Source organism: Mucilaginibacter psychrotolerans (genome assembly GCF_004519315.1).
In the GTDB taxonomy this organism is placed as follows: Bacteria; Bacteroidota; Bacteroidia; order Sphingobacteriales; family Sphingobacteriaceae; genus Mucilaginibacter; species Mucilaginibacter psychrotolerans.
Genome location: NZ_SOZE01000006.1, coordinates 237,007 through 259,467 on the forward strand (window position 1 = coordinate 237,007; position 22,461 = coordinate 259,467).

The window sequence follows — 22,461 nt, forward strand, 5'->3', positions numbered from 1 at the left end:
CGGGCTTTGCAGGCATGTTTGTTAGTTAACTATGGTGCCGGATGTCTTTTTTCCTTTTTGCTTGTAATGATCTTCGCGTTCCCGGTCTTCATCATCCATATCAATGCTTTTTTTAATTTTTCGCCAATTGATATTTTTGCTGTAGCGCGCCATGGCTTTTTTAGTATCAAAGATGCGGGTATCGCTGTCCACATAGGTGTATGGTGTAAAGTCTGGCTTATCGGTAAAAAAATCCTGCAGTAAAGAAGCAGTTACATCATACTGATTCACGTAAGGCACGCCTAAAATATTGTAAATAGTTTTAAGTATCGACCCAAAGTTGCCGTGGGTGTGGCTTACATAACCTCTTTTCACATACGGGCCTGCTAACATCAGTATTGACCGATGGGCATCAATATGGTCCACACCACCCTGCGGGTCGTCTTCAGTGACAATTACCAGCATGTTCTTCCAGTATTTTGTATGCGACAGAAAATCGAGTATGCGCCCTACAGCCAGATCATTATCCGCCATATACGATTCTCTATATGGATAGCCATCTTTTGGCCTGATATCAGCACCATGGTCATTGGGTACCTGCATGGTTATCAGCGAAGGCATCTTCTTTTTGCCTGTTATCCACATTTTGGTAAACTCGCTTTTAAATTGTTCAACCCTAAACTGATCGGGTATATTGGTATTAAAGCCTGCATAGTTATGGCTGGTGCGGGTAAATAAAGCTTTTTGCATAGGCACCATCACGATATGGGCAGCGCCAGTGTTGGTATCTTCCCAATCTTCGCGCACGTGGGCCGTTTCGTTGGCTTCACCAAAGTTGTAAAAACCTATATTTTTGCGTTCAAGTGCTTCCCAAAGTCCTCCTGTTTCGGCATAATCTTCAGGATCCATACTGCCTGTAGAGCCCGGGAACCGTCTGCCCGGAGCGCTTGAAAACAGTTTAGCGGTTTTACTAACATCGGAGTTGGCTTCTACCCATTCGTTAGGGATAACGCCCATCATCCAGTGGTGGCCATGAATAGAGGCATCGCTATCGCAATAATAATTATCGCTAAAAGCAAACTGGCCAGCAACCTTAATATGGTTTGGTGATACATTGAGGTTAGGAAACTGTACGCGGGTAGCATCAGGCAGGGTGTACTCGCAATGCACGCCAAAACGAGCCAGCGTAGTATCGCCTTTAGCGTTTTGCATCTGCCCTAAAACTTCATCGTACGTGCGGTTCTCCTTAGTGATATACACAATATATTTAATGGGCGTGGCCGATGAACCGGGAAGTACGGGCAATGGGTTGTTAGTAGCAACATTGACGGTGCTGCTTGCAAACGTATTATCAATAACCTGTTTGGTATATGCCGCAAGTTGCACGGCACTAGGCATAGCAACTTTTTGAAAGGTGGCTAACTGGATATCGCCGATATAAGTACCCTGCGGCGGCGCAACAAAACCAGCTCCCCCGTTTGGCCCGGCTCCATATCCACGGCACGATGTAATGTATAACTCATCTTCGTTGGCAGAGAGCTTAACCCTCGAAGCACCCCAGCCGGTAGGGATAAGTCCCCTGGTAACCCGTGAAGGTATATCAATCACTGCTACGGCATTAAAACCCAAAAGTGCGACATACAGTGTTTTTTCGTCTTTACTCAGGCTGATACCAAAAGGCAACAGGCCGCGAAATTTATCGATCCGGGCATCTACCTTGATGGGTATATCTCCCAACAACCTATGGTTTTTATAATCGATAATGGTGATATTATCGTTTGTGGCGTTGGTTACGTAAGCATAATTACTGCCAACGGCTATAGAGTTGGGGCTGGCGCCGCCGGTAACTTCAGCATCCTCCAGCATCTGACCAACCTGGTGGCCGGTTTTAAATTTATCGGTTACCTTATTCGTTGTTAAATCGATGGTGAAAACACTCATTGCGTCTGGCGATATTGGGCTGCCCACCCCAGGAATTTTCCTGCCTTCAACTACTGTACCTTCCCGTGATTGTTTGGTATTATCGCCATAAGGGTGCCTGGAAATCATGATCGAATCGGCATTTTTAGGGTTGGCACCACTTATCAGCGGATAAGCATACATGCCCACGTTTGCCACAAACGCCACTTTTTTATCAGGACTCAACGCCAGCCCAAAAGGCTGCCTCCCTACGTTTACAGATGCTGTTAGCTTTTTTGTGGCCAAGTCGATACGTACCATACGGAAATTCCCCCTATCTAAAACTAACAACTCGTTTTTAGCTGGGTTATAGAGCAAATCGGAAGTGAAGCTATCTTCATAGTTTTTACCCCCAACTTTCCCGTTCAATGATATCGAATCGATTTTGATAAATCTTTCGGCATCGTATCGTATAACCGCGCCATCATCGCCGCCGCTTAAGTACAAGGTTTTTGAATCGGGCGAAAACGCAACGCCTAAAAACGATCCATTAGGTAGAGGGGAAGCAATTTTTTTGTCATACGATGGCACCCTTACGCTATTCATTGTTGCGATATCAACCAGCGTAAGTACACCATTGTGCAGCGTTACCGCTTTTTTGCCGTCGGGAGATATGGATAATCCGAAAGGATCATGTGTGATGCGAATGGTTTTACCGGCAGGCGTTATAAACCGTCCGCTTGGCAAAACAGAAATACCAGCTGTATCTATTTTGCAATACTGGCCAAGGCCAGGCACTTGTAAAATATTTACTTGCTGCTGCGCATACGTAAGCACTGGCAGGCAAAACCATACTATCGCCAACAAAAATCTTATTCTTAAACCCATACCTCTAAAATATTTAATTTAATTGTTATTTACCTGTTAAAACGCTTTTTATAGCATCACCAACCTCGTGGCCGGCATTGGCTTTAAAATCGAGGCCGAGCAATAGTGCCATGGTTTGGGCCAATTGCTTGTGGTAAGTGGTGCCGGTAAGCACCTCGCCTGTTGGGGCCGTGTCCGGGCCAATAACCGCAAACCAGGTTTGCTCTGCACCCACCACATCCGAGCCGTGATGGCGCCAGCTATCCAACTGCGCATAGCCGCGGCCATGGTCGCAGGTGATGATGAGCGTTGTATTGTTTTTGTAGAAGGGATCGGCTTGTACCATTTCCCAAAGGTTTTTAATGAAGCCATCTTCCTGCTTTGCAAATTCCAAATACGATTTGTAGTTGCCGGCGTGGGCCATATCGTCTGTCTCGTCGAACGACATGAACAATACGCGCGGTTTGTACTGTTTCAGGTATTCCTTGCTGTACTCATAAGTAACAAAATCTGAGCGGGTGCTGTCGTTTACATAGTGCGGTACGTTTTGCTGCAACTCATTCAGGTATTTTAAACGCGCGTTGGCATCGGCATTCTTCAGCCCTGAATAGCCTGAATACACCGGCAAGCCCGAACGGTTTACGTTCAAAATCTGCGGAAAACGCTCCCATGATGAGAACGCGATTACTTTACCCTCGAAACCCTTTTGCTTGTTGATGTACTCCAGCACGTTCATGTTGGGATTCACTATAGGGTCGTTGGTGTTCATGCGCACATCCGGGAAACCTGTGAAGATTTCGTTATAGCCCGGGTAAGAAAATTTATAGGGATTGGCAATTTCGTCTTTACCGCCTGCATCGCGATTGCCGTATAGCTGGCCTTGCTTTGCCACGGTGTTCCATAAAAACGGGAACAGGATTGCCCTGCGTTCCTGCGGGGTTGCGGCCCAGTATCTTTTCTTTACGTCCTCCTTATCATTGGTGAATTTGGAATTAATGAGCGCCGAATCGGCACCGCGGTAAACTTCCTGCCAGCGCATACCATCCAGCGTTACAATGATGAGGTTTTTTGTTTTCCGCTGCGCCATAGCCGGCGATACGGCCAAAGCTGCCAGCAATACAAATGCGAGTTTTTTCATGGTGTTTTTTTTAAACAAGCAAAGCAGTTATTACTAACTGCCTTGCTGCATTGCTTAATTATATGGGGTATTAAATTATTTAACTATCCAAAGGGCCTGGTAAATATCGTCCTTGCCGCCAAACTGGCTTTGCACTGCTGCATTGTAGTTGGTTGCATTAGCCGTACGCTCGTTAGCCGGGTACTGGTAACGCTGCGGGATAACACCACCATCGGTGTTGCCCGGGCCGATATCAAATGCCGGGATACCTGTGCGGCGCCATTGGTAATAAGCTTCCTGACCAGAGTTACGGGCAAATGCCAGGTATTTCTGGGTTAAGATTTGCTTAAGACCATCGGCAGTGTTGCCCGCGTATTTAACAGCTGGCTGCGCGTAGTAGGTAGCATAGCTAAAAGTAACAGGGTATGATACGTCATCGCCTAATAAACCACCGCTTTTTTGGAAAGTAACCGTGTTAGCACCATCGTTTACACCGTAGAAGCCAAAATCGGAATAGATACCGTTTTTGTACCATGCTTCGGCATCGCCGGTAACCCAGCCCTGGTTTATTGCTTCTGCAATATTAAAGCACATTTCGGGATAGCCTACGATAAAGGTGTTTTCGCCGGTTAGGGTTTCGTAATAACGGTGACGGCCAATCAATGATATTTTACCAGCCTGTACCAGGTTAGTCATAGTACTTTGATCCTGGCCCGAAGCGCCGCCCACGAATGAACGGAAATCGGTATCTCCAAAACCAAGGCCACGTGCAGGCTCGGCCACCTTCATAGCACGCAAATCGTTTAAAGATGCAAGCGTGTTAAGGTAAGTAGCAGCCATGTTATAACGTGTAGCATCGTTACCAAAGTTACGCGGGCTGTTTGGGTATATGCTGAATACGCCATCATAAACGTATTGCAGGTTATCATCCATACCGCTCAGCAAAGGGTATTTTGTTGGATTGTTGATGATTGACGCGAATTGCGCTTTTACGTTCAACTCAGCATCTGTTGCTTTCTTGCTCAGGTTAATCAGCACGCGCAGGCGGTAAGCGTTAACCACTTTTTGCCATTTGGTAAGGTCGCCCCTAAAGTAGAAATCGTATTTGCTATCAACCACGTAAGTACCGGTAGTAAGCTTGTTTACGGCATTCATTTCGCCAAGGTCTTTGTTAGCATCTTCTAACAAAGCCAAAGCATTGATGAACACTTGCTTTTGCGAATCGTACTTAGGCGTAAGGCCGTCTAAGCCTTTCAAAGCGTCGGTCATTGGCACATCGCCAACCTTCATGGTCATCCTCACAAAGAAATAAGCTCTGAAAAATTTGGCAAGCGCCAGGTATGGCTTAGATAGCGTAGCGTTTAGCTTGTTAGACTCTGTTTCCATCGCAACAACGTTGTTCAGGTTACTGTAATCTAAACCGGTGCTGCCTGTCCAATACTTGTTGTTATCATAATAAGTATAATTACAAGCCGTGTACTGGTTTTGGCGTTCTACCTGGTTGTAAGCCGACTCAAAAATAGCCGTCTCGATATTTGGGAGCAACAAGGCCGGCGACAAACCTGTTACAGGCTGGTTTTTGTTTTGCACATCCTGGTCGAATTCTTTTTTACAGCCCGATGCCGCTACAATGATGGCTAAAGAGGCTATAGTTATTTTTAATGATTTCATGTAATGTTTCTTTTTGTTTGGTGATACTTTATCGCTTAGTAAACCACGTTTAAGTTGAAACCGAAACTACGGGTAGTTGGGGTTTGCAGGTTGTACTCCAGGTTGGTTTGGCCAAGCTGGTTACGGCCCGGATACTGGTCAACGTCGATATCTTTGTACCCTGGTTTGAAGAAATACAGCAGGTTGCGGCCTACGATAGAGAACTCAACACGTGATAATGATAATTTCTTTACCAGGTTGGTTGGCAACGAGTAACCAATTACAACTTCGCGCAGCTTTGCGTAAGTTTTGCTGATAACGGTATGCTGTGGGTCGTTGTAGAAGTTGTTTACGTAATCCTGCACATATTTTACAGGAGTAGTGTTTGATACGAATTGCAGCTGGCTGTAGTTAGAGATAACGCCTGTCAATGGGTCGAACTGTATGGCAGGGCTGCCTGGTGCAAGGGTTACGCCATCATGACCCAATATTGGGGTACCATCGCTGTAAACTGCGCCTTTAAAGCCCGGATCGCCCCAGTGCTGCGATTCGTATAGACGAGCCGCGCCAATAACGCCTTCGTCTGTAACCTGGCCACGGCCGCCTTCAACAAGCTTGCGGTAAACCCTATCCTGTATTTTACCACCTACCATACCATCAAACTGGAACGATAGCGTAAATTGCCTGTAACGGAATTTGTTATTGATACCCCAGCTAAAGTCAGGGTCGGCGTTGCCCAAGTATTGCGATTTTGGCAAGTACCTTGGCAAGCCCGATGCATCGTGTATCACTTTACCATCCTGGGTCATGGCTTCGTATTTACCGTATAATTTATCAACACGGTCGCCTTTTACAAAAACCTGGTCGCCCGATACGATACCGGTTTGGCCTTCTGCAAAAGAATCGTAAACTTCTTTGTAAGTACCTACGTTCATCAACACATCCCATTTGAAGTTTTCACCAATAATAGGGCTGCCGTTAATAGAGAACTCGTAACCGGTACGTTTGGTTGATAAACCATTGGTAACTAAAGTTTGTGCGCTACCGTTGGTTTCAGACAATTGTTGGTAGAACAATTGCGGACCATCTTTATACTGGTAGTAAGTACCTGCAAAACCTAATCGGTCGTGCAGGAAACGCATCTCCAAACCACCTTCGTAGTTGGTACGGCTGTATGGTTTAATAGCCGGGCTTATAGCTGTAGTTGGTGCATAAGCTGCGGTAACGTTACCGTAAGAGGTACCCAACGAGTAGGCTGGCTGTGCGGTTTGGTAGTTAGGGCCGCCATAGGTAGTTTGGTAAGCATCGCCGTAGCCAACAGGGTAACCGGCAGGGCCAATGTAAGTAGATGTACCGCCACTTTTTACGTTAGCATAGCTGGCGCGTAATTTCAGGAAAGAAATCACTTCGGGCAGTTTCACGTAATCAGAAATAGGGGTTGCAATACTAACTGAAGGATAAAAGTACGACTGGTTTTGCAGTGCAGATGATTTCTCGCTGCGGCCTGTTGCAGATATAGTGAAGTAATTTTTGTATGAGACGTCGGCAGATGCATAAGCACTGGTAGTGATTAGGCTTGAGCCGAAGTTATAAGCCCTAAGCGGGTTGATGGTGTTTTGGAACGTGTACACATCATGTATTAGCAACTGATCTGTTGATACGAAGGTTGAAGTGTATTTAAGATTGCGCAAGGTACCACCAGCCAAAAGGTTAACCGAGATGCCTGTTTTAGCGATATCGTTTAAATTGTATTTAGCAATTAAGTCGGTGTTGTTTTCGAAGATGTCGCGGCGGTCTTCGCGGTAGTTACCATGGCCATGCTCATCTCCATAAGGGTGTGCCGAAAATGGCTCCTTCTCTGTCCTCAACAAATTGTAAGTGGTGATGTTGCTCCTCAGCATAATGTCGAAATCTTTAGTAGGGCTGTAAGTAAACGAACCCCAGCCATAGATATCGTTTTTGTAATGGCCGCGTGTCCATTCGTAGCTCTGGAACCATGGGTTATGGTAACGTTTATACTCCACGAATTTCGATTGGATACCTTCTTTACCAGGCTGCCAGTAATCACGCATATCGTTGATGTTCCAGTCGGCACCAGTCCATATATCAACGTTATAGATAATACTGTTTGGGCCGTAGCTTACATCCGGTACGTTATCTGTGTACTGGCGGTTGTAGTTCAGGTTACCTTCAACCTTAATTTGCTTGGTAAGGTTGTAGCTGGCCATTAAGTTAAAGTTAACGGTATTCAAACCGGTATTTGGCGTAATACCACGCTGATAACCATGCGTAACCGACATCCTAATGGTTGATTTATCCGAAGTTGAAGAAATGCTTAAGTTATTGCTGGTTAGCAAACCTGTTTGCAAAAAGCCTTCAAGGTTGTTTACGCCACGGGCAACCCATGGGGTTGGTTTAATGTGGCCTGTAAAGGTAGAACCATCGGCAAATGTGGTTACGTAGGTTTTGGTTGGGTCGTACTCGCCATCGTATTGTGGCAACATCAAACCTGCGTTAAGCCTTGGGCCCCAAACATCGTAATCACCATCGTTAACGCCACCGCCGGCGCCATCGCCAAATGCGTATTTGTCGTTATCGCCACCACCGTAGTTGTTCTGTACTTTAGGAATAGCAATGAAGCCCCTGTTGAACTGGGTGCTGGAGTTAAGCTCGATAGTGAAGCCTTTGGTAGCACTTTTTGCGCGTTTGGTGGTTATTAAAATAGCACCGTTTATACCACGGCTACCATATAAAGCAGCAGCGGTTGGGCCCTTTAATATAGTATAGGTATCTATATCATCTGCCGATATGTTTTTGGTATCGGAGTTGATGGGGATACCATCTACCACATAAAAATCAAGCGGCGAACCACGCAGCAACACGGTTGGTGCAGCAAGTAACTCCTGGTTTATACCAATGTTTAAGCCAGCAACTTTACCGGTAAGGCTATTGATAGCATTCGGCTCGCGTGCCTTCACCAGGTCGGCACCACGCACTTCCTGTACCGAGTAGCCCAATTTCTTGGTCTCTTTCTTTACACCCAACGCGGTTACTACTACCTCGTTAAGTACCTTGCTTTCGGCTTTGAAGTTTAGGTTATATACAGCATCATCGCCAACGGCAATTTCCTGCGCTGCATAGCCTATAAATTTAAAAATCAGAACCTGGCCTTTTGCGGCGTTGATGCTGTAATGACCGTTTACATCTGTTACCGTACCCTGCTGGGTGCCTTTGATCGACACGGTAACCCCCGGTAAGGGCTGCTGTGTTTCATCGGTAACTTTACCTGTAATTTTTGATTGCGCCAGCAACATGCCGGGCAGCAAACAAAACATTACAACCGTTAAAACGGCCTTTAAATGTTTGTAAATCTGTTTCATTAATTAATTGTTTTTGGAGTGAAAAGTTGTCGTTTTTGTGAGAGCAATACTAAACTTTGTTTATTATTTATAAACTAAGTTTACATTAACTAAACTTTATCACTTTGTGTACTTAGGATTAAGCACAAGGGGAGATGGTAACAATTATATGATAGCGGCATGATAAAAACTTAACATGCCGCCAAGGATGGCGTTTTAATTGCGGCGCAGGTGGGCAAGCGCAAGCTGTTTCAAATGTGCAACGTTATCTACCGGGATGTGCTCCAGCTTGGCTTCATCGTCCCAGTAACGCATACGCACAATAAGTTCGGCATCGGGGTGCTGCTCAAAAGCTTCTGCTTCGGCAGCACTCATTACGCCGCCCTGAAAGCTGAGGGTAACTTTGCTGGCCGGCGAAAGTTTATCGTAATACTCGGGGTATTTATAGGTGAGGTAGCGCTTAGCTATTACGTGCCCGTTTACCAGGTTAGCCATACGTGCCGAAAAGCCCCGTTCGATCAAATAATCAGACCCCAGCTTTTCATGATCTACATTACCCATGCCTGCCATACTCTCGGCAGTAGCGCATAAGTGCCCTATATCATGAAAAAAGGCCGCTAATATAACCTCTGCATCGTAGCCCTCCGCTTCGGCGAGGGCAGCAGCTTGCGACATGTGTTCTAACTGCGAAACCGGCTCGCCGATGTAATCTTCATTACCGTGTAATTCGTACAGCGCAAAAACTTCGTCTACTATTTCTTCGGGGGTGCGTATTTCTGTAGGCATAGGGGCATGTTTATGGCCAAAGTAACGGGTTTTAATATTATGGCAAAATTAAGTCTTCATGATATAATTTGTTAAACGCAGGAGTTGTTAAAATAAGCTAAATACCTTGCCTCCTTTAATTATATTATCTACTTTTCCAGCGTTCAACAAACAATTGCAGCATTCAGCATGGAAGATGACGTACTGATACAGATCAGTAACCGCATAAAAGATAAGCGGCGCGAGAAAAACATAACCGTACAGGAACTGGCCATAAGGGCCAACGTAAGTAAGGGCCTTATTTCGCAGATAGAAAACAGCCGCACCATCCCCTCGCTGGTTGTGCTGATAGATATTATTAAGGCGCTGGAGATAGATATGAATGTTTTTTTTAAAGACATCCACTCAGGCGACGGCAATTCCCCCCTCATCGTCCGCCGTAAGGCCGATTATGAGCACTTCGAGAAAGAGCATGCCGAGGGTTTCCACTACCAGCGCATTTTTACCCAGTCGATAAAAAGTTCTACGGTAGATATTGTGATACTGGAACTGCAGCCAGATGCGCACCGCCCGCAGGTAGAAACCGAGGCCTACGAGTATAAGTACGTCCTCTCCGGCACCATAGAATACCAGTTCGGCGAAAAATCGTACACGCTTGCCGAAGGTGATTCGATGCTGTTTGATGGGCGCATACCGCATACGCCAAAAAACACAGGCACCACAAAGGCATGCATGCTGGTCGTCTATTTCTTTGAGGCAAAGGCATAGACCGTTTAAGATTTCTTAACTTAAAATTAGTTTATTATTAATAAACATAGTTTAGTTTTGCTAAACAATATGGGCGATTTATAAAATCTCAATGTTTTTGATGATCTTGTCCGCTCTAAAATATAGCATCCCTAAAAATGGCCATACCCATTGTTACTCAACTAAAAGCAAAAGTAGCTAACTGGCCTTATTGGCTCATATCTATACTGGCGGCAATTGCGGCTTTCGGGGCATACACCTCTATGTACGCTTTTCGCAAAGCGTTTACTGCCGGCACATTTTTAGGCGAACAATATTGGCATATCGATTATAAGGTATGGCTGGTAATTGCGCAAATTTTTGGCTACATGCTGAGCAAATTTTACGGCATCCGCTTTATTGCCGAAATACGGGGCGCGAAACGCGGCATAACCATATTGGCGCTGGTTGGCGTTTCGTGGTTGGCACTGTTGGCTTTTGCGGTTACGCCTGCGCCTTATAATATCATTTTTCTTTTTATTAACGGTTTCCCGCTCGGGCTGATATGGGGCTTGGTTTTTGGCTACCTCGAAGGTCGCCGCTCTACAGAGTTTATGGCTGCAGTGCTTTCTATCAGCTTTATCTTTGGTTCGGGTTTCGTAAAAACGGTAGGACAAACACTGATGCTCGTTTACCATGTAAACGAATATTATATGCCCTTTGCAACAGGGGCGCTGTTTGTATTACCGCTTATTTTGTTTGTAATGATGCTGGAGCTGATGCCGCCGCAAACGCCGGAGGATATCGCGCTGCGCACCGAGCGGCTGCCCATGACTAAGCTGGAACGTAAACAGTTTATTGCCCGTTTCTTACCAGGCATTATACTTACGCTTTTTATTTATGTACTGATAACCATTATGCGCGATATACGCGACAACTTTAACGTAGAGATATGGAACAGCCTGGGCATAACAGACCGCACCATTTACGCCCGGATTGACACACAAATATCTGTTATTGTATTGGCAGCCATGAGCTTGCTTATCCTCGTAAAAAAGAACCTGCGGGCGTTCAGCCTCATCCACCTCATGATCATTGTGGGTTGTTTGTTGGCGGGTGGTTCAACAGTAATGTTTTCGCACAACATCATCAGCCCTATTGCGTGGATGACCATGGTTGGCCTTGGCTTATACCTTGTGTATGTGCCTTACAACGCCATATTTTTCGAACGCCTGATAGCTACCTTCCATTATAAAAGCAATGTTGGCTTTTTAATTTACCTGGCCGACTCTATAGGGTACCTGGGCAGTGTAAGCGTATTGCTGGTTAAAGAACTTGGCAGGCCAACCATCAGCTGGGCCGAATTTTTTAAGGAAGGTGCCATTGTTGTATCTATCGTAGGCGGCGTTTGCGGCTTACTGTCACTCCTGTATTTTTACCGCTCGGCCCGCAATAAAGCAGTGGCCGATGCAGCCTCAAATATCGTAACTTTATGAGTATCCCATCAGCAATCGTAATCGGTGCCGGCATTGTAGGCCTGGCCACCGCACGTGCCCTTGCCACACGCGGTTACGAGGTAACCGTTTTTGAACGTAACGAACGTGCCGTAGGCGCATCTATCCGTAATTTTGGTATGGTGTGGCCAATAGGGCAGCCAAACGGGCCGCTATTCGAACGGGCCATTTTATCGCGCAGCATATGGAAACAAACCTGTATGGAAGCCGGCATATGGCACGATGAGGTAGGCTCTCTGCACGTTGCCTATCATGACGACGAACTGGCTGTAATGGAGCAATATGCCGACATGAACCAGGGCTACCGCGATTGTGCACTGCTTAGTCCGCAACAAACTTTGGCTAAATCAGAAGCCGTAAACCCAAACGGATTAAAGGGCGCATTATGGAGCAGTGCCGAAATGATTGTAGAGGCACGCGTAGCCATCGGCAAGATTGCGCAGCACCTGGCCGATAAATACGACGTTAAGTTCAATTGGAACACCGCTATAAGCCATGTGCAGCAAAATACCGTAGTAAGCGGTAATAGTAGCTGGCAGGCCGATGAGATATACGTTTGCAGCGGTGCCGATTTTGAAACGCTGTATCCCGAGCTTTTCAGTTCGTTCAAAATAACCAAGTGCAAGCTGCAGATGATGCGGCTGGCAGCGCAGCCCGAAGACTGGCGCATTGGCCCTGCCATTTGCGGCAGTTTAAGCATGGTGCATTACCCCGGTTTCCATGCTGCACCTGCAATAGCCGCCCTGCGCAGCCGCTATGAACAGGAGTACCCCGAATATCTTAAATGGGGCATACATGTAATGGCCGCGCAGAACCACCTGGGCGAACTTACCGTTGGCGATTCGCATGAGTATGGCCTGGTGCACGACCCCTTTGATAAGGATTTTATTAACCAAATGATATTGGCTTACTTAAAAACTTTCACCAACTTTAAAGATACCCGAGTTATACAAACCTGGCACGGCATATTACCCAAAATGACCACCGGCCAAACCGAACTGGTGTTGGATGCAGAACCCGGCGTAACCATCATCAACGGGCTTGGCGGCAACGGCATGACGCTCTCCTTCGGCCTTTGCGAGCAAATTATCGCCGCGAAGCACGGTTAAAATGTTCACGGTGTTCACGCGCCGCTCCGTGAACACCGTGAACATATTTAAACTCCTTATAATCAATAGTTTGAAAATTTTACAATGGTGTCAAAATCTTGCCACCATTACATTTGTCACTATGTGGTATCTTTGCAAAAAAGCAGTCGCATCATTAGCGAACAATCATTTGAAAATCAGCGCATTATTCAATTACTCAGCGGCAGGCTTTTCCCCGCATGCAAAGCAATCAGCTTAGCATCCACGCCGCCCGGGGCAGTTTCATCACTGGCTATTGCTTAATCTAAGCCTGTACAAAAAATCCCTCGCCGGGTGTAACATCTACACTGTTGCTCAATCTAAAAACTGTCATTTACTTTGACACCAAAATCGACGATGACCCCAATCGGCCGTTGCCAATTCTATTAAAATGGAAACATCCCGGCATACAAACATCTAAACAATCTTTTTATACATACTGATATGGCTATTACGCTAAGAAAAGGTGAAAGGATCAATATTGGCCTTTCGCAAATAAGTGTTGGTTTAGGCTGGAACCCCAACGAGGGCACCGGCTTAGCCTTCGACCTTGATGCATCTGCTATTATGGTGGGTGCGGGCCGCCTCATCCCCGCAGAGGATTTTTTTGTTTTTTACGGCAACACGTCCTCGCCTGACGGCGCATTAACGCACTCGGGCGACGACCCCACCGGTGGAAACAGTGATGGAGGCGATGACGAGGTCATCACCGTAAACCTTAACCAGGTTGACCCACGCGTTACCGAAATACTGTTTGTGGTAACCATTCACGAAGCAACGCACAGGCGCCAGAATTTTGGCCAGGTACGCGATGCCTACATCCGCATTGTAGACGAAACCTCCAAAATGGAAATAGCGAAATACGAACTCGACGAAGATTTTTCTATAGAAACAGGTATCGAATTCGGTCGTCTTTACAAAAAAGATGTGAACTGGAAGTTTGAAGCTTCGGGCATTGGCTATCGCGAAGACCTGGCATTTTTCCTCGCCAAGCATTTCAAGGGCGAAATCATTAAATAAACAGGAGAAAGAGTTATGGCAATAAGTTTAATGAAAGGCCAAACCATTGATCTCCGCAAAAACGATGGCGGTACGGAGTACGACCTTTCTGAAGTAACCATTGGGCTAGGCTGGGATGTTAGGAAAAAAGAAACCGGCTTTTTTGCCAGCCTGTTTGGCGAAGAAGAAGATGCGGAGTACGACCTGGATGCTATAGCATTTTTGCTGGATGCCAATGGCAAAGTGGTAAATACCGGCAGGAAAGCACCAACCACCAACGGCAGAAGCATTAGTTATTACGGGGGCGATATTATCTTCTTCAATTCTATGCAGCACCCTTCAGGCCACATTTGGCTCACCGGCGATAACCGCACGGGTGCCGGCGAAGGCGACGATGAACAAATTATTGTGAAGCTGAACGATTTGGGGCAGCAATATCAAAAGATAGTATTTGTGGTGGCCATTTACATGGGGCAGGCGCATAAACAGCACTTTGGTATGGTAGAAAATGCTTTTATCCGCGCTGTTGACAAACGCGGGCGCGAAATTGCGCGGTTTAGTCTATCGGGCAACAGTGCTTATAACAGTATGCGTTCCATGATCTTTGCAGAAGTTTACCGCCACGATGGTTCATGGAAATTTAGGGCCATAGGCGAACCGCACACTACCGACAATTTTGTAGACCTGCTGAAGCAATACACCTAATTGAAACGAGGCGCTGCGCATATACCTGCGCAGCGCCTGCTTTACGCTACTTCTTTGGATCAGGTGCGATCCATTTATTTACGGTGTTGTACTTTCCTTCTATCACTACTTTATAAAATGTAGATGGCATATCTTTTACCGACACCAACGCATGCTCGGTATCTGCAGAAAACTCACCTAACAGCTTGTAATCATCGGCACCGCCTGTTTTTACATTGTTGGTAGGCGTAACCCATATTTTTACTTTTTCGCCTTTGCCTAAGGCTTTCCAGCTAACATCGATATTGCCTTGCAGCAGGTTTACTTTTGCATCCGCAATCGAAACCGGACCTGTAAGTGGCGTACCGTCAATCTCCCGTTGATATTTCACAGGGATGCTGATATCCATAAACCGGGCTATCGATGGCATAATGTCTACAATGCCGGGGTAGTAATATTTCTTATAGGCATTGAAGCCTTTTGCGTTGGTAACCATCCAGGTAGAGCGTTGCCTGGCCGATTGCCCGCCATGATTCCGGCCGGTCTTTTCGTCGCGGCCATGGTCGGTGGTGATAAATATCTCCCACTCCTCGTTAAAGTTTTTCTGGCGGTATTGTATAGCTGCCCATATTTTGCCTACCTGCGCATCCATCATCTGTATGGCTTCATAATACTCAGGGCTATCGCCATGGCCGTGGCCCATATCATCGGTAAATTCCAGGTACACCCAGCTTAAATCCGGCGCATTCTTTCGGATACCGGCAGCAGCATCGGCAATAACCCTTTCGTCTATCCGGTGCATGTAGGCACTGGCCTTATCGTGCTTAAAGTTAATGGTATCCAGTTCAAAACCATCGGCATGGTAATCTACATGCAGGTAATTGGTAGCAGCCAGACTATCACCAACCAGCTTGGTTCGGTTATCTAACCAGCTCGAATAAACCGCTATCTTTTTATTGGGATATTGATTTTTGAACAGCCTGAAGATGGTGGGATAGTTATAGTTGGGGTCCTTAATGTCGTTGTCCCAAACGTTGTGTTTGTTTACCCAGGTGCCGGTTAGCAAGCTATTATACCCTACTGCTGAGATAGTTGGCGTTTGGCTGTAGGTGTCTTTATCGCCGCCCACGTGCGCACGGAAATAGCCACCCTCGCGGGCAATGGCGTTAAGGTTGGGGGTTGCCAGCTTCTCTATTGCATCGGCAGGGATACCGTCTGCTATGATGAAAAGCGCCTTCTTAACCTTTGGCTGCGCCGAGGCCAGGGTTGCTGCGCATATCAGCACCAATAAGGTCTTGCTTGTTTTAATCAATGTCTGCATCGTACACAAATATAGTTTTGCGCGAAGCTATTATTAAAAAAAGCGATAGGTGTTAAGCGAATATTATTTTTGAAGAAACCGTTGTTATCGGGCGTTAAAATACCGGGATTGGTAAAGGCCGTAAAACAAGAAAAACACCGTAAAAAATCGTAGATTTTTCGGTGTTTTTCTTTGGTTTTTCTTTGGTTTTTCTATGATAATCCGCAGCTTTCTATTTGTGCTTGCTACTCATCAAAAACACCAGCTCGCCGCCGGCCATAATTTGCTGGTGGGTAATAGTTAGGCCGTTTAGGGGCTGACCGTTCAGCAACATTTTTTGGATGTACACATTTTTTTCGCTTTGGTTTTTTACCGTTATGGTAAAGGTTTTGCCGCCGCCTACCTGTATCACAGCATTGTTGATGGCGGGGCTGCCGATGGCATAATCATTAGAGGCCGGCGCAACCGGGTAAAAGCCCAGGGTACTAAAAATATACCAGGCGCTCATCTGGCCGGTATCGTCGTTACCACCAAGGCCATCCGGTGTTGGTTTGTACATACGGTTCAAAATCATGCGGATGCGTTCCTGCGTTTTCCAGGGCTTGTCGGTCCAGTTGTATAGGTAGGCTACGTGGTGCGATGGCTCGTTGCCGTGCACGTAGTTACCTATGATACCGTCGCGGGTAATGTCTTCGGTTTCGGCGAAGTATTTATCAGGCAGTTCCATGGTGAACAGCGAATCCAGGTAGCGCACGAAGCGTTTATCGCCACCCATTAGTTTGATCAGTCCTTCAGGGTCTTGCGGCGCAAATAGGGTGTAGTTCCAGGAGTTGCCTTCTATAAAACCTTCGTTGATGGTGCTCAGTGGGTCGAACTTGGCGCGGAAGCTTCCGTTGGCCAGTTTAGGGCGCATAAAGCCTACCGAAGGGTCGTACACGTTTTTATAGTTTTCGCTGCGTTTGATGAATTCGTTATAGATATCCATCCTGTTCAGTTTTTTGGCCATTTGGGCTATTGCCCAATCGTCGTAAGCGTATTCTAACGTGTTAGATACCGATACGCCCGTTTTTTCATCGGGGATAAAGCCTTTATCTATGTACTCGCCAATACCCTCATAGCTGCGGTGGCGGGCAGTGGTAACAGCAGCATCCAAGGCCTTATTGGCGTCGAAGGGCGCATTGCCTTTTACAACTGCATCGGCCAGTACCGATACGCTGTGATAACCGCTCATGCACCAGTTCTCGTTGCCGCTGTTGCTCCAAACGGGCAGCATGTGCTCGGGGCTTTGATCGTAATGAGCAAGCATTGATTTTACCATATCGGCATTGCGCTGCGGTTCGATGATATTGAACAGCGGGTGCAGCGCCCGGTAAGTATCCCATAGCGAAAAGGTGGTATAGTTGGTAAAGCCATCGGCCTTGTGTATATTTTGGTCGATGCCTTTATACTGGCCATCCACATCCATATAAACAGTGGGGTTGATCATGGTATGGTACATGGCAGTATAAAAATCCTGTTTACGGTCTACACTACCGCCAACGGTAATCTTCTCTAAAGCTGTTTCCCAAAGGGCCTGGCCATCGGCTTTTACTTTCTCGAAATCCCAGCCCGGTACTTCTGCCTGCATGTTGGCCAATGCGCCATCCATGCTCACCGGCGATAGGGCGAACTTGATTTTGATCTTCTCGTTTTCCTGCGTTTTGAAATCGAACCAGGCGCGTATTTGCTTGCCCGCTATCTCGGGGAAATCTTTTGTTTGGTTGAATTTACCCCAAAAACCTCCGTAAACCTGCCTTTTCTCGTACTTTTTAAAGCCATAATGGTCGAATTTTTTGTTGAATGCCATCGCAAAATACAGTGTACGCGTGCGTGCCCAGCCGTTGGTTTGGCGGTAACCCACCAGCGTGCTGTCGTTCAGTATTTTTACGTAGGTCCATACGGTTTTATCGGGGTAGTTGTAAATGCCGGCCATCAAATCCAGAACGATATGTGCCTGCTCAGTTTTGGGGAAAGTGTACTGATGGAAACCCACGCGGGCACTGGTAGTCATCTCGGCTAAAATATTGCTTTCGTCTAGCTTTACTTTGTAGTAGTTGGCCTCGCTCACTTCATTGGCATGCGAAAATGCCGAGCGGTATCCGCTGCCGGGTTTATCTGCCGTGCCTGGGTTAAGTTTTAATGCGCCCACGGTTGGCATGATCAGGAAATCGCCCAGATCTGAGTGGCCGGTGCCGCTGAAGTGGGTATGGCTGAAACCCACAATGGTTTTATCATCATACTGGTAACCTGCGCAATATTTATAAACATCGGGGTTGTATTTGCCGTTCAGTTCGTAGCTGGCGGTATCCGTTTCGGGGCTAAGCTGCACCATACCGAAGGGGACGGTAGCGCCCGGATAGGTATGCCCCATGCGCTGCGTGCCAATGATGGGCTTCACATACTGTACCAGTTTTTCGTGAGGGGAAGTTTGGGCGTAGGCAGATGCCGTGCCGAATAGGAATATGGCTGCTAATAATTTCTTCATTAGTGTGTTGGGGTGTACGATCAGTAAACAAATTAACCGGAAGCAAATATAAAATCATATCTTGGTTAACGCTATTTAATTGCAGCTTACCTAAGCGTATATTGCCATTATGGCGTAATTGTTACGTTTTGTAACATCGGTACGGCTTTTGTAATCTAATTTGTAAATTCACATCACCGTAAACTAAAAACAACATCAGGATGAAAAAATTATTTATAGCGCTTGCAGTATTGGTTGGCGCAATGTCGTTAAGCTCGTGCAGCTACAATAGCATGGTTACTGCCGACGAAAACATAAAAGGCAAATGGGGCCAGGTAGAAACCCAGTACCAGCGCCGTGCCGACCTAATCCCTAACCTGGTTGCTACCGTAAAAGGCGAAGCCAATTTCGAGAAAAGCACCTTGACAGATGTTGTTCAGGCACGCGCCAAAGCAACCTCTATACAGGTTGATGCCACCAAGCTCACCCCCGAAAGCATACAGCAATACCAGGCAGCACAGGGCCAGTTAAGTACTGCATTGGGCCGTCTGCTAAGCGTTACCGAAAACTATCCTACTTTAAGGGCAAACGATGCTTTCCGTGGCTTGCAAGTGCAGTTGGAAGGTACAGAGAACCGCATTGCCATAGCCCGTAAAGATTTCAACGACGCCGTGCAGGACTACAACAGCAAAATCCGCTCGTTCCCGGCAAACCTTACTGCCAAAATGTTCGGATTTAAAGAGAAGGGCTATTTCCAGGCTGAAGCGGGTTCACAAAAAGCGCCGGACGTTAAGTTTTAATTTTATTTCTGATTTCACCGATTTGGGGATGATTACACCGATGGAAAATAATCGGTGTAATCATCACTAAGTAATCGGTGCAATCCTCCAATAATCTGTGTAATCACCAAAAATAAAATGGCAGTATTTACCGAAGACGAGCAGCAGCGGATACAAAAAGCTGTGGCTGCGGCCGAAAAGAATACCTCGGGCGAGATACGCGTTTGCGTAGAGAAAACCTGTAGCGATAACACGCTGGACCGCGCCGCAAAATACTTCACCCAGTTAGGCATGGATAAAACCAAGCTACGCAATGGCGTGCTTATTTATGTGGCCACCGTAGACCGGAAGTTTGCCATCATTGGCGATGCCGGGATAAACCAGGTGGTGCCTGCCGATTTTTGGGATAGTACCAAAGAGGATATGCTAAGCTGTTTTAAATATGGTAACCTGCTGGAGGGTATAATTACCGGCATTGCTAAAGCCGGCGAGCAGTTAAAGAAGTACTTTCCGCACGCGCTGGATGATAAAAACGAACTGCCCGACGATATCGCCTTTATGGATGGCAACTAAACTTACCCCAATGTTTAAAAGAATATTATTGTGCCTGGGCCTTGCATTATGCATAACCGGTGCCTTTGCGCAAAACTACCCGGAGCGGCCCACATCGGGCCCTGTAGCTGATTTTACCGGAACACTATCGCCCCAGGAAATTGAGCGGCTCACTACCAAGCTACGTGCCTTTGAAGATACTACTACCAACCAGATAGCCGTAGTACTGGTTAAATCGTTAGATGGCTACGAGACGATTGAATACGGCAACGGGCTCATTCGCAAATGGGGCATCGGCACCAAAGAAAAAAATAACGGCGTTTTAGTGCTGGTAGCTATTGACGACCGTAAGATGTCGATACAAACGGGCTACGGTTTAGAGGGTGCCCTGCCCGACATCGTAACGCAGGAAATCATCCAGAACGATATGAAGCCCAGTTTTAAAGAGGGCGCGTATTTTGCCGGTTTGGATGCCGCTACAAACGATATCATCAAATTCACTAAAGGCGAGTATAAAGCACCTGCCGGGTTCAAAAGCAGCAAAGCTAAAAACAGCAACCGCGATGGCGGGGGTTCCTGGGGCTTCGTTATCATTATCGTAATCGTTATCCTCATTTTCATCTTCCGCAAAGGCGGCGGCGGTGGTGGCGGGCGTGTTATCGGCAGCCGTGGTGGTGCCAACTGGTTTTGGTGGTTGCTTGCAGGCAATATGCTTGGTGGCGGTGGCCGCAGCAGCGGCAGCGATTGGGGTGGTTTTTCCGGCGGAGGAGGCGGCTTTGGTGGCGGTGGCAGCAGCGGTGGCGGCTGGGGTGGTTTTGGTGGCGGCAGCAGCGGAGGCGGCGGTAGCAGCGGAAGCTGGTAAAATGAACGAAAAGGTGAATGGCAAAAGCTGAAAGGTGATATCGCTTCGATTCCAATCTCTAACCTCCAATCAACTAACCTCTAAACAATGATGCAACGCGATTACCTGCTGAACGAAGCCCGTAAAATGGCTTTGCTTTTGGCGAAGCTATTTGGCCTAAAAGCCGAAAGCAACGACGAGGAATACAGACAATACTTCAATACGGTATTGCAGGATGAATATAATGCCGAGTTGGACGACTTGTTGCAAACATCCGAAGCTGACTTTGTTTCGATGCTTAAAAGCAGGGCTTACAGCGCCGAAAAGCTGAATGCACTAAGCCAAATGCTTTATGTATTTGCCGAACCGTTTAATGCCGACGAAGAAACGGCAGCTATCTTAAACAAGGTGCTCGCCATATTCGACAGGCTTGAGGCCGAGCATCATTACGAATCATTTGATAATTTAAGCAAGAGAAAACATATATTGAGTTTCTTTAAAAACAACTATGAGCGAATTTAAATGGAAAACACTTTCCAGCACGTATGTGCATAAAGGCCCCTGGGCCACCCTACGTGCCGATAAATGCGAAATGCCCGATGGCACTATAGTAGATGAATATTATGTGCTGGAGTACCCCAACTGGGCCAACGCAGTGGCACTTACTGAGGATAATAAAATTATTATGATACGGCAATACCGCCACGCAGCGGGCATTGTGTCCTTGGAGATACCCGGCGGCGTAATTGAAGAAGGCGAAGACCAGGAAGCCGGTATGCGCCGCGAATTGCTGGAAGAAACAGGCTATGCTTTTACCGATGTGGAACTTATTAGTACGGTTTATGCCAACCCATCCACCGCAGGCAACGTAACCTATTGCTACCTGGCCCGTGGCGGCAAAAAAGTGCAGGAACAAGATCTGGACGAACACGAACGCATAGAAGTGATGGAATACACCATTGATGAAGTGAAGCAATTGCTAGCCGATAACAAGATCCCCCAGTCATTACATTGCACCGGGTTGTTTTATGCGCTGATGAAGCTGGGTGAGTTGAAATAAGCAAGCGTTGTATGCGCTACTGACTTATTCTTAAATTAATTTAGCCCCTATATTATTTCCTGTTGCGAAATTATTTCTTTTTAATAAAATATAGTTATATTTACGTGTAACTAAATCTTATTAATCATGAAAAAAACGCTACATCTCCTCGTTTTTATTTTTATTTTTTCCGTTAAAGCAATCGCTCAATTTTCGCCCGATAATACGTTTGGGCAAAATCCAGCTACAGCGATAACGTACACTGATGTTTCCGGTGGCTCATCCACTAATTGGACAATCACAAACGGGACGATACAATCCTCAACAGGCACAACCGCAACCGTAAAATGGACCGATGATTATAACGCATCAACCGGTACCTTAACCCATACTATCCCCAATGGGTCCAACCCGCCTACCGTTAACACAGTAACTTACAAAATAAAGGCTTTAAAAAATCTTACGCCCGGCACTATGTCAGGACCTATCACCGTAAATTACTGCAGCACATCCACTGTCACGTATGCAATACCGCAAATAAATTATATAGGATTATGTATTTAGTTCGCAAAGCGTTTTTTTTGTTAATAAATTATTGATAATCAGTAAGTTATTTAGTATATTTAAGCTAAATAACTTGCTATGTTTAGCGGAATTAGTATCAACGAATTTAGAGATAAGTTTAAAACGGAGCAGGATTGCCTCCAATATATTTTGGATAAGAAGTTAGCTGGCGGATATTCTTGCCTGAGATGCCAGGG

At 46.4% G+C, this 22,461-nt stretch carries 18 protein-coding genes; 11 read left to right on the plus strand and 7 right to left on the minus strand.

Annotated features, from left to right (window positions below):
- Nucleotides 1-21: 21 nt before the first annotated feature.
- From E2R66_RS08885 to E2R66_RS08905, 5 genes are all read right to left on the minus strand, one after another.
- Nucleotides 22-2,766, minus strand: coding sequence for a bifunctional YncE family protein/alkaline phosphatase family protein (locus E2R66_RS08885; protein WP_133228876.1), 2,745 nt, complete (start codon nucleotides 2,764-2,766; stop codon nucleotides 22-24).
- Nucleotides 2,767-2,791: 25 nt separating this feature from the next.
- Nucleotides 2,792-3,883, minus strand: coding sequence for an alkaline phosphatase family protein (locus tag E2R66_RS08890; protein WP_133228878.1), 1,092 nt, complete (start codon nucleotides 3,881-3,883; stop codon nucleotides 2,792-2,794).
- Between the two features lie 75 nt (nucleotides 3,884-3,958).
- Nucleotides 3,959-5,533 carry a SusD/RagB family nutrient-binding outer membrane lipoprotein gene (locus tag E2R66_RS08895; protein WP_133228880.1) on the minus strand — a complete coding sequence of 525 codons (1,575 nt, stop codon included), beginning with the start codon at nucleotides 5,531-5,533 and terminating at the stop codon, nucleotides 3,959-3,961.
- 35 nt (nucleotides 5,534-5,568) lie between these two features.
- Entirely contained in the window at nucleotides 5,569-8,892 is a 3,324-nt protein-coding gene (locus tag E2R66_RS08900) for a SusC/RagA family TonB-linked outer membrane protein (protein ID WP_133228882.1), read from the minus strand.
- Nucleotides 8,893-9,087: 195 nt separating this feature from the next.
- The gene (locus E2R66_RS08905) at nucleotides 9,088-9,657 is read right to left on the minus strand and encodes an HD domain-containing protein (protein ID WP_133228884.1); all 570 of its coding nucleotides are present in this window, start codon (nucleotides 9,655-9,657) and stop codon (nucleotides 9,088-9,090) included.
- 168 nt (nucleotides 9,658-9,825) lie between these two features.
- Between E2R66_RS08905 and E2R66_RS08910 the strand changes: the two genes are divergently transcribed.
- From E2R66_RS08910 to E2R66_RS08930, 5 genes are all read left to right on the plus strand, one after another.
- Nucleotides 9,826-10,404 carry a helix-turn-helix domain-containing protein gene (locus E2R66_RS08910; protein WP_133228886.1) on the plus strand — a complete coding sequence of 193 codons (579 nt, stop codon included), beginning with the start codon at nucleotides 9,826-9,828 and terminating at the stop codon, nucleotides 10,402-10,404.
- A 137-nt stretch (nucleotides 10,405-10,541) separates the two neighbouring features.
- Complete coding sequence (locus tag E2R66_RS08915; protein WP_133228888.1) at nucleotides 10,542-11,858, plus strand: DUF5690 family protein; 1,317 nt, start codon at nucleotides 10,542-10,544, stop codon at nucleotides 11,856-11,858.
- Entirely contained in the window at nucleotides 11,855-12,985 is a 1,131-nt protein-coding gene (locus E2R66_RS08920) for a TIGR03364 family FAD-dependent oxidoreductase (RefSeq protein ID WP_133228890.1), read from the plus strand. Before E2R66_RS08915 ends, E2R66_RS08920 begins: the two co-directional genes overlap by 4 nt.
- Nucleotides 12,986-13,447: 462 nt before the next feature.
- Nucleotides 13,448-14,023 (plus strand): TerD family protein, encoded by a 576-nt coding sequence (locus tag E2R66_RS08925; protein WP_133228892.1) that lies wholly within the window; start codon nucleotides 13,448-13,450, stop codon nucleotides 14,021-14,023.
- A gap of 15 nt (nucleotides 14,024-14,038) precedes the next feature.
- Nucleotides 14,039-14,707: a TerD family protein gene (locus E2R66_RS08930; RefSeq protein ID WP_133228894.1), complete on the plus strand. Its 669-nt coding sequence runs from the start codon at nucleotides 14,039-14,041 to the stop codon at nucleotides 14,705-14,707.
- A gap of 46 nt (nucleotides 14,708-14,753) precedes the next feature.
- Here E2R66_RS08930 and E2R66_RS08935 read toward each other — a convergent pair whose 3' ends face one another.
- Together E2R66_RS08935 and E2R66_RS08940 are read right to left on the minus strand one after the other, a co-directional pair.
- Nucleotides 14,754-16,007, minus strand: coding sequence for an alkaline phosphatase family protein (locus E2R66_RS08935; protein WP_133228896.1), 1,254 nt, complete (start codon nucleotides 16,005-16,007; stop codon nucleotides 14,754-14,756).
- Between the two features lie 211 nt (nucleotides 16,008-16,218).
- Nucleotides 16,219-18,510, minus strand: a complete 2,292-nt coding sequence (locus tag E2R66_RS08940) for a GH92 family glycosyl hydrolase (protein WP_133228898.1) — start codon at nucleotides 18,508-18,510, stop codon at nucleotides 16,219-16,221.
- 200 nt (nucleotides 18,511-18,710) lie between these two features.
- On the opposite strand from E2R66_RS08940, the gene E2R66_RS08945 reads away from it, so the two are divergent.
- The 6 genes from E2R66_RS08945 (at nucleotide 18,711) to E2R66_RS08970 (ending at nucleotide 22,264) form a co-directional block, all read left to right on the plus strand.
- Nucleotides 18,711-19,289 (plus strand): LemA family protein, encoded by a 579-nt coding sequence (locus E2R66_RS08945; RefSeq protein WP_133228900.1) that lies wholly within the window; start codon nucleotides 18,711-18,713, stop codon nucleotides 19,287-19,289.
- A gap of 117 nt (nucleotides 19,290-19,406) precedes the next feature.
- Complete coding sequence (locus E2R66_RS08950; protein WP_133228902.1) at nucleotides 19,407-19,841, plus strand: TPM domain-containing protein; 435 nt, start codon at nucleotides 19,407-19,409, stop codon at nucleotides 19,839-19,841.
- Between the two features lie 10 nt (nucleotides 19,842-19,851).
- Nucleotides 19,852-20,682, plus strand: coding sequence for a TPM domain-containing protein (locus E2R66_RS08955; RefSeq protein ID WP_133228904.1), 831 nt, complete (start codon nucleotides 19,852-19,854; stop codon nucleotides 20,680-20,682).
- 87 nt (nucleotides 20,683-20,769) lie between these two features.
- Nucleotides 20,770-21,183 (plus strand): hypothetical protein, encoded by a 414-nt coding sequence (locus tag E2R66_RS08960; protein WP_133228906.1) that lies wholly within the window; start codon nucleotides 20,770-20,772, stop codon nucleotides 21,181-21,183.
- Nucleotides 21,170-21,721: an NUDIX hydrolase gene (locus E2R66_RS08965; RefSeq protein ID WP_133228908.1), complete on the plus strand. Its 552-nt coding sequence runs from the start codon at nucleotides 21,170-21,172 to the stop codon at nucleotides 21,719-21,721. The genes E2R66_RS08960 and E2R66_RS08965 overlap by 14 nt, the downstream gene beginning before the upstream one ends.
- A 126-nt stretch (nucleotides 21,722-21,847) precedes the next feature.
- A complete protein-coding gene (locus E2R66_RS08970) occupies nucleotides 21,848-22,264 on the plus strand; it encodes a hypothetical protein (RefSeq protein ID WP_133228910.1) in 417 nt (138 codons plus the stop codon).
- The last annotated feature ends 197 nt before the right edge of the window (nucleotides 22,265-22,461 follow it).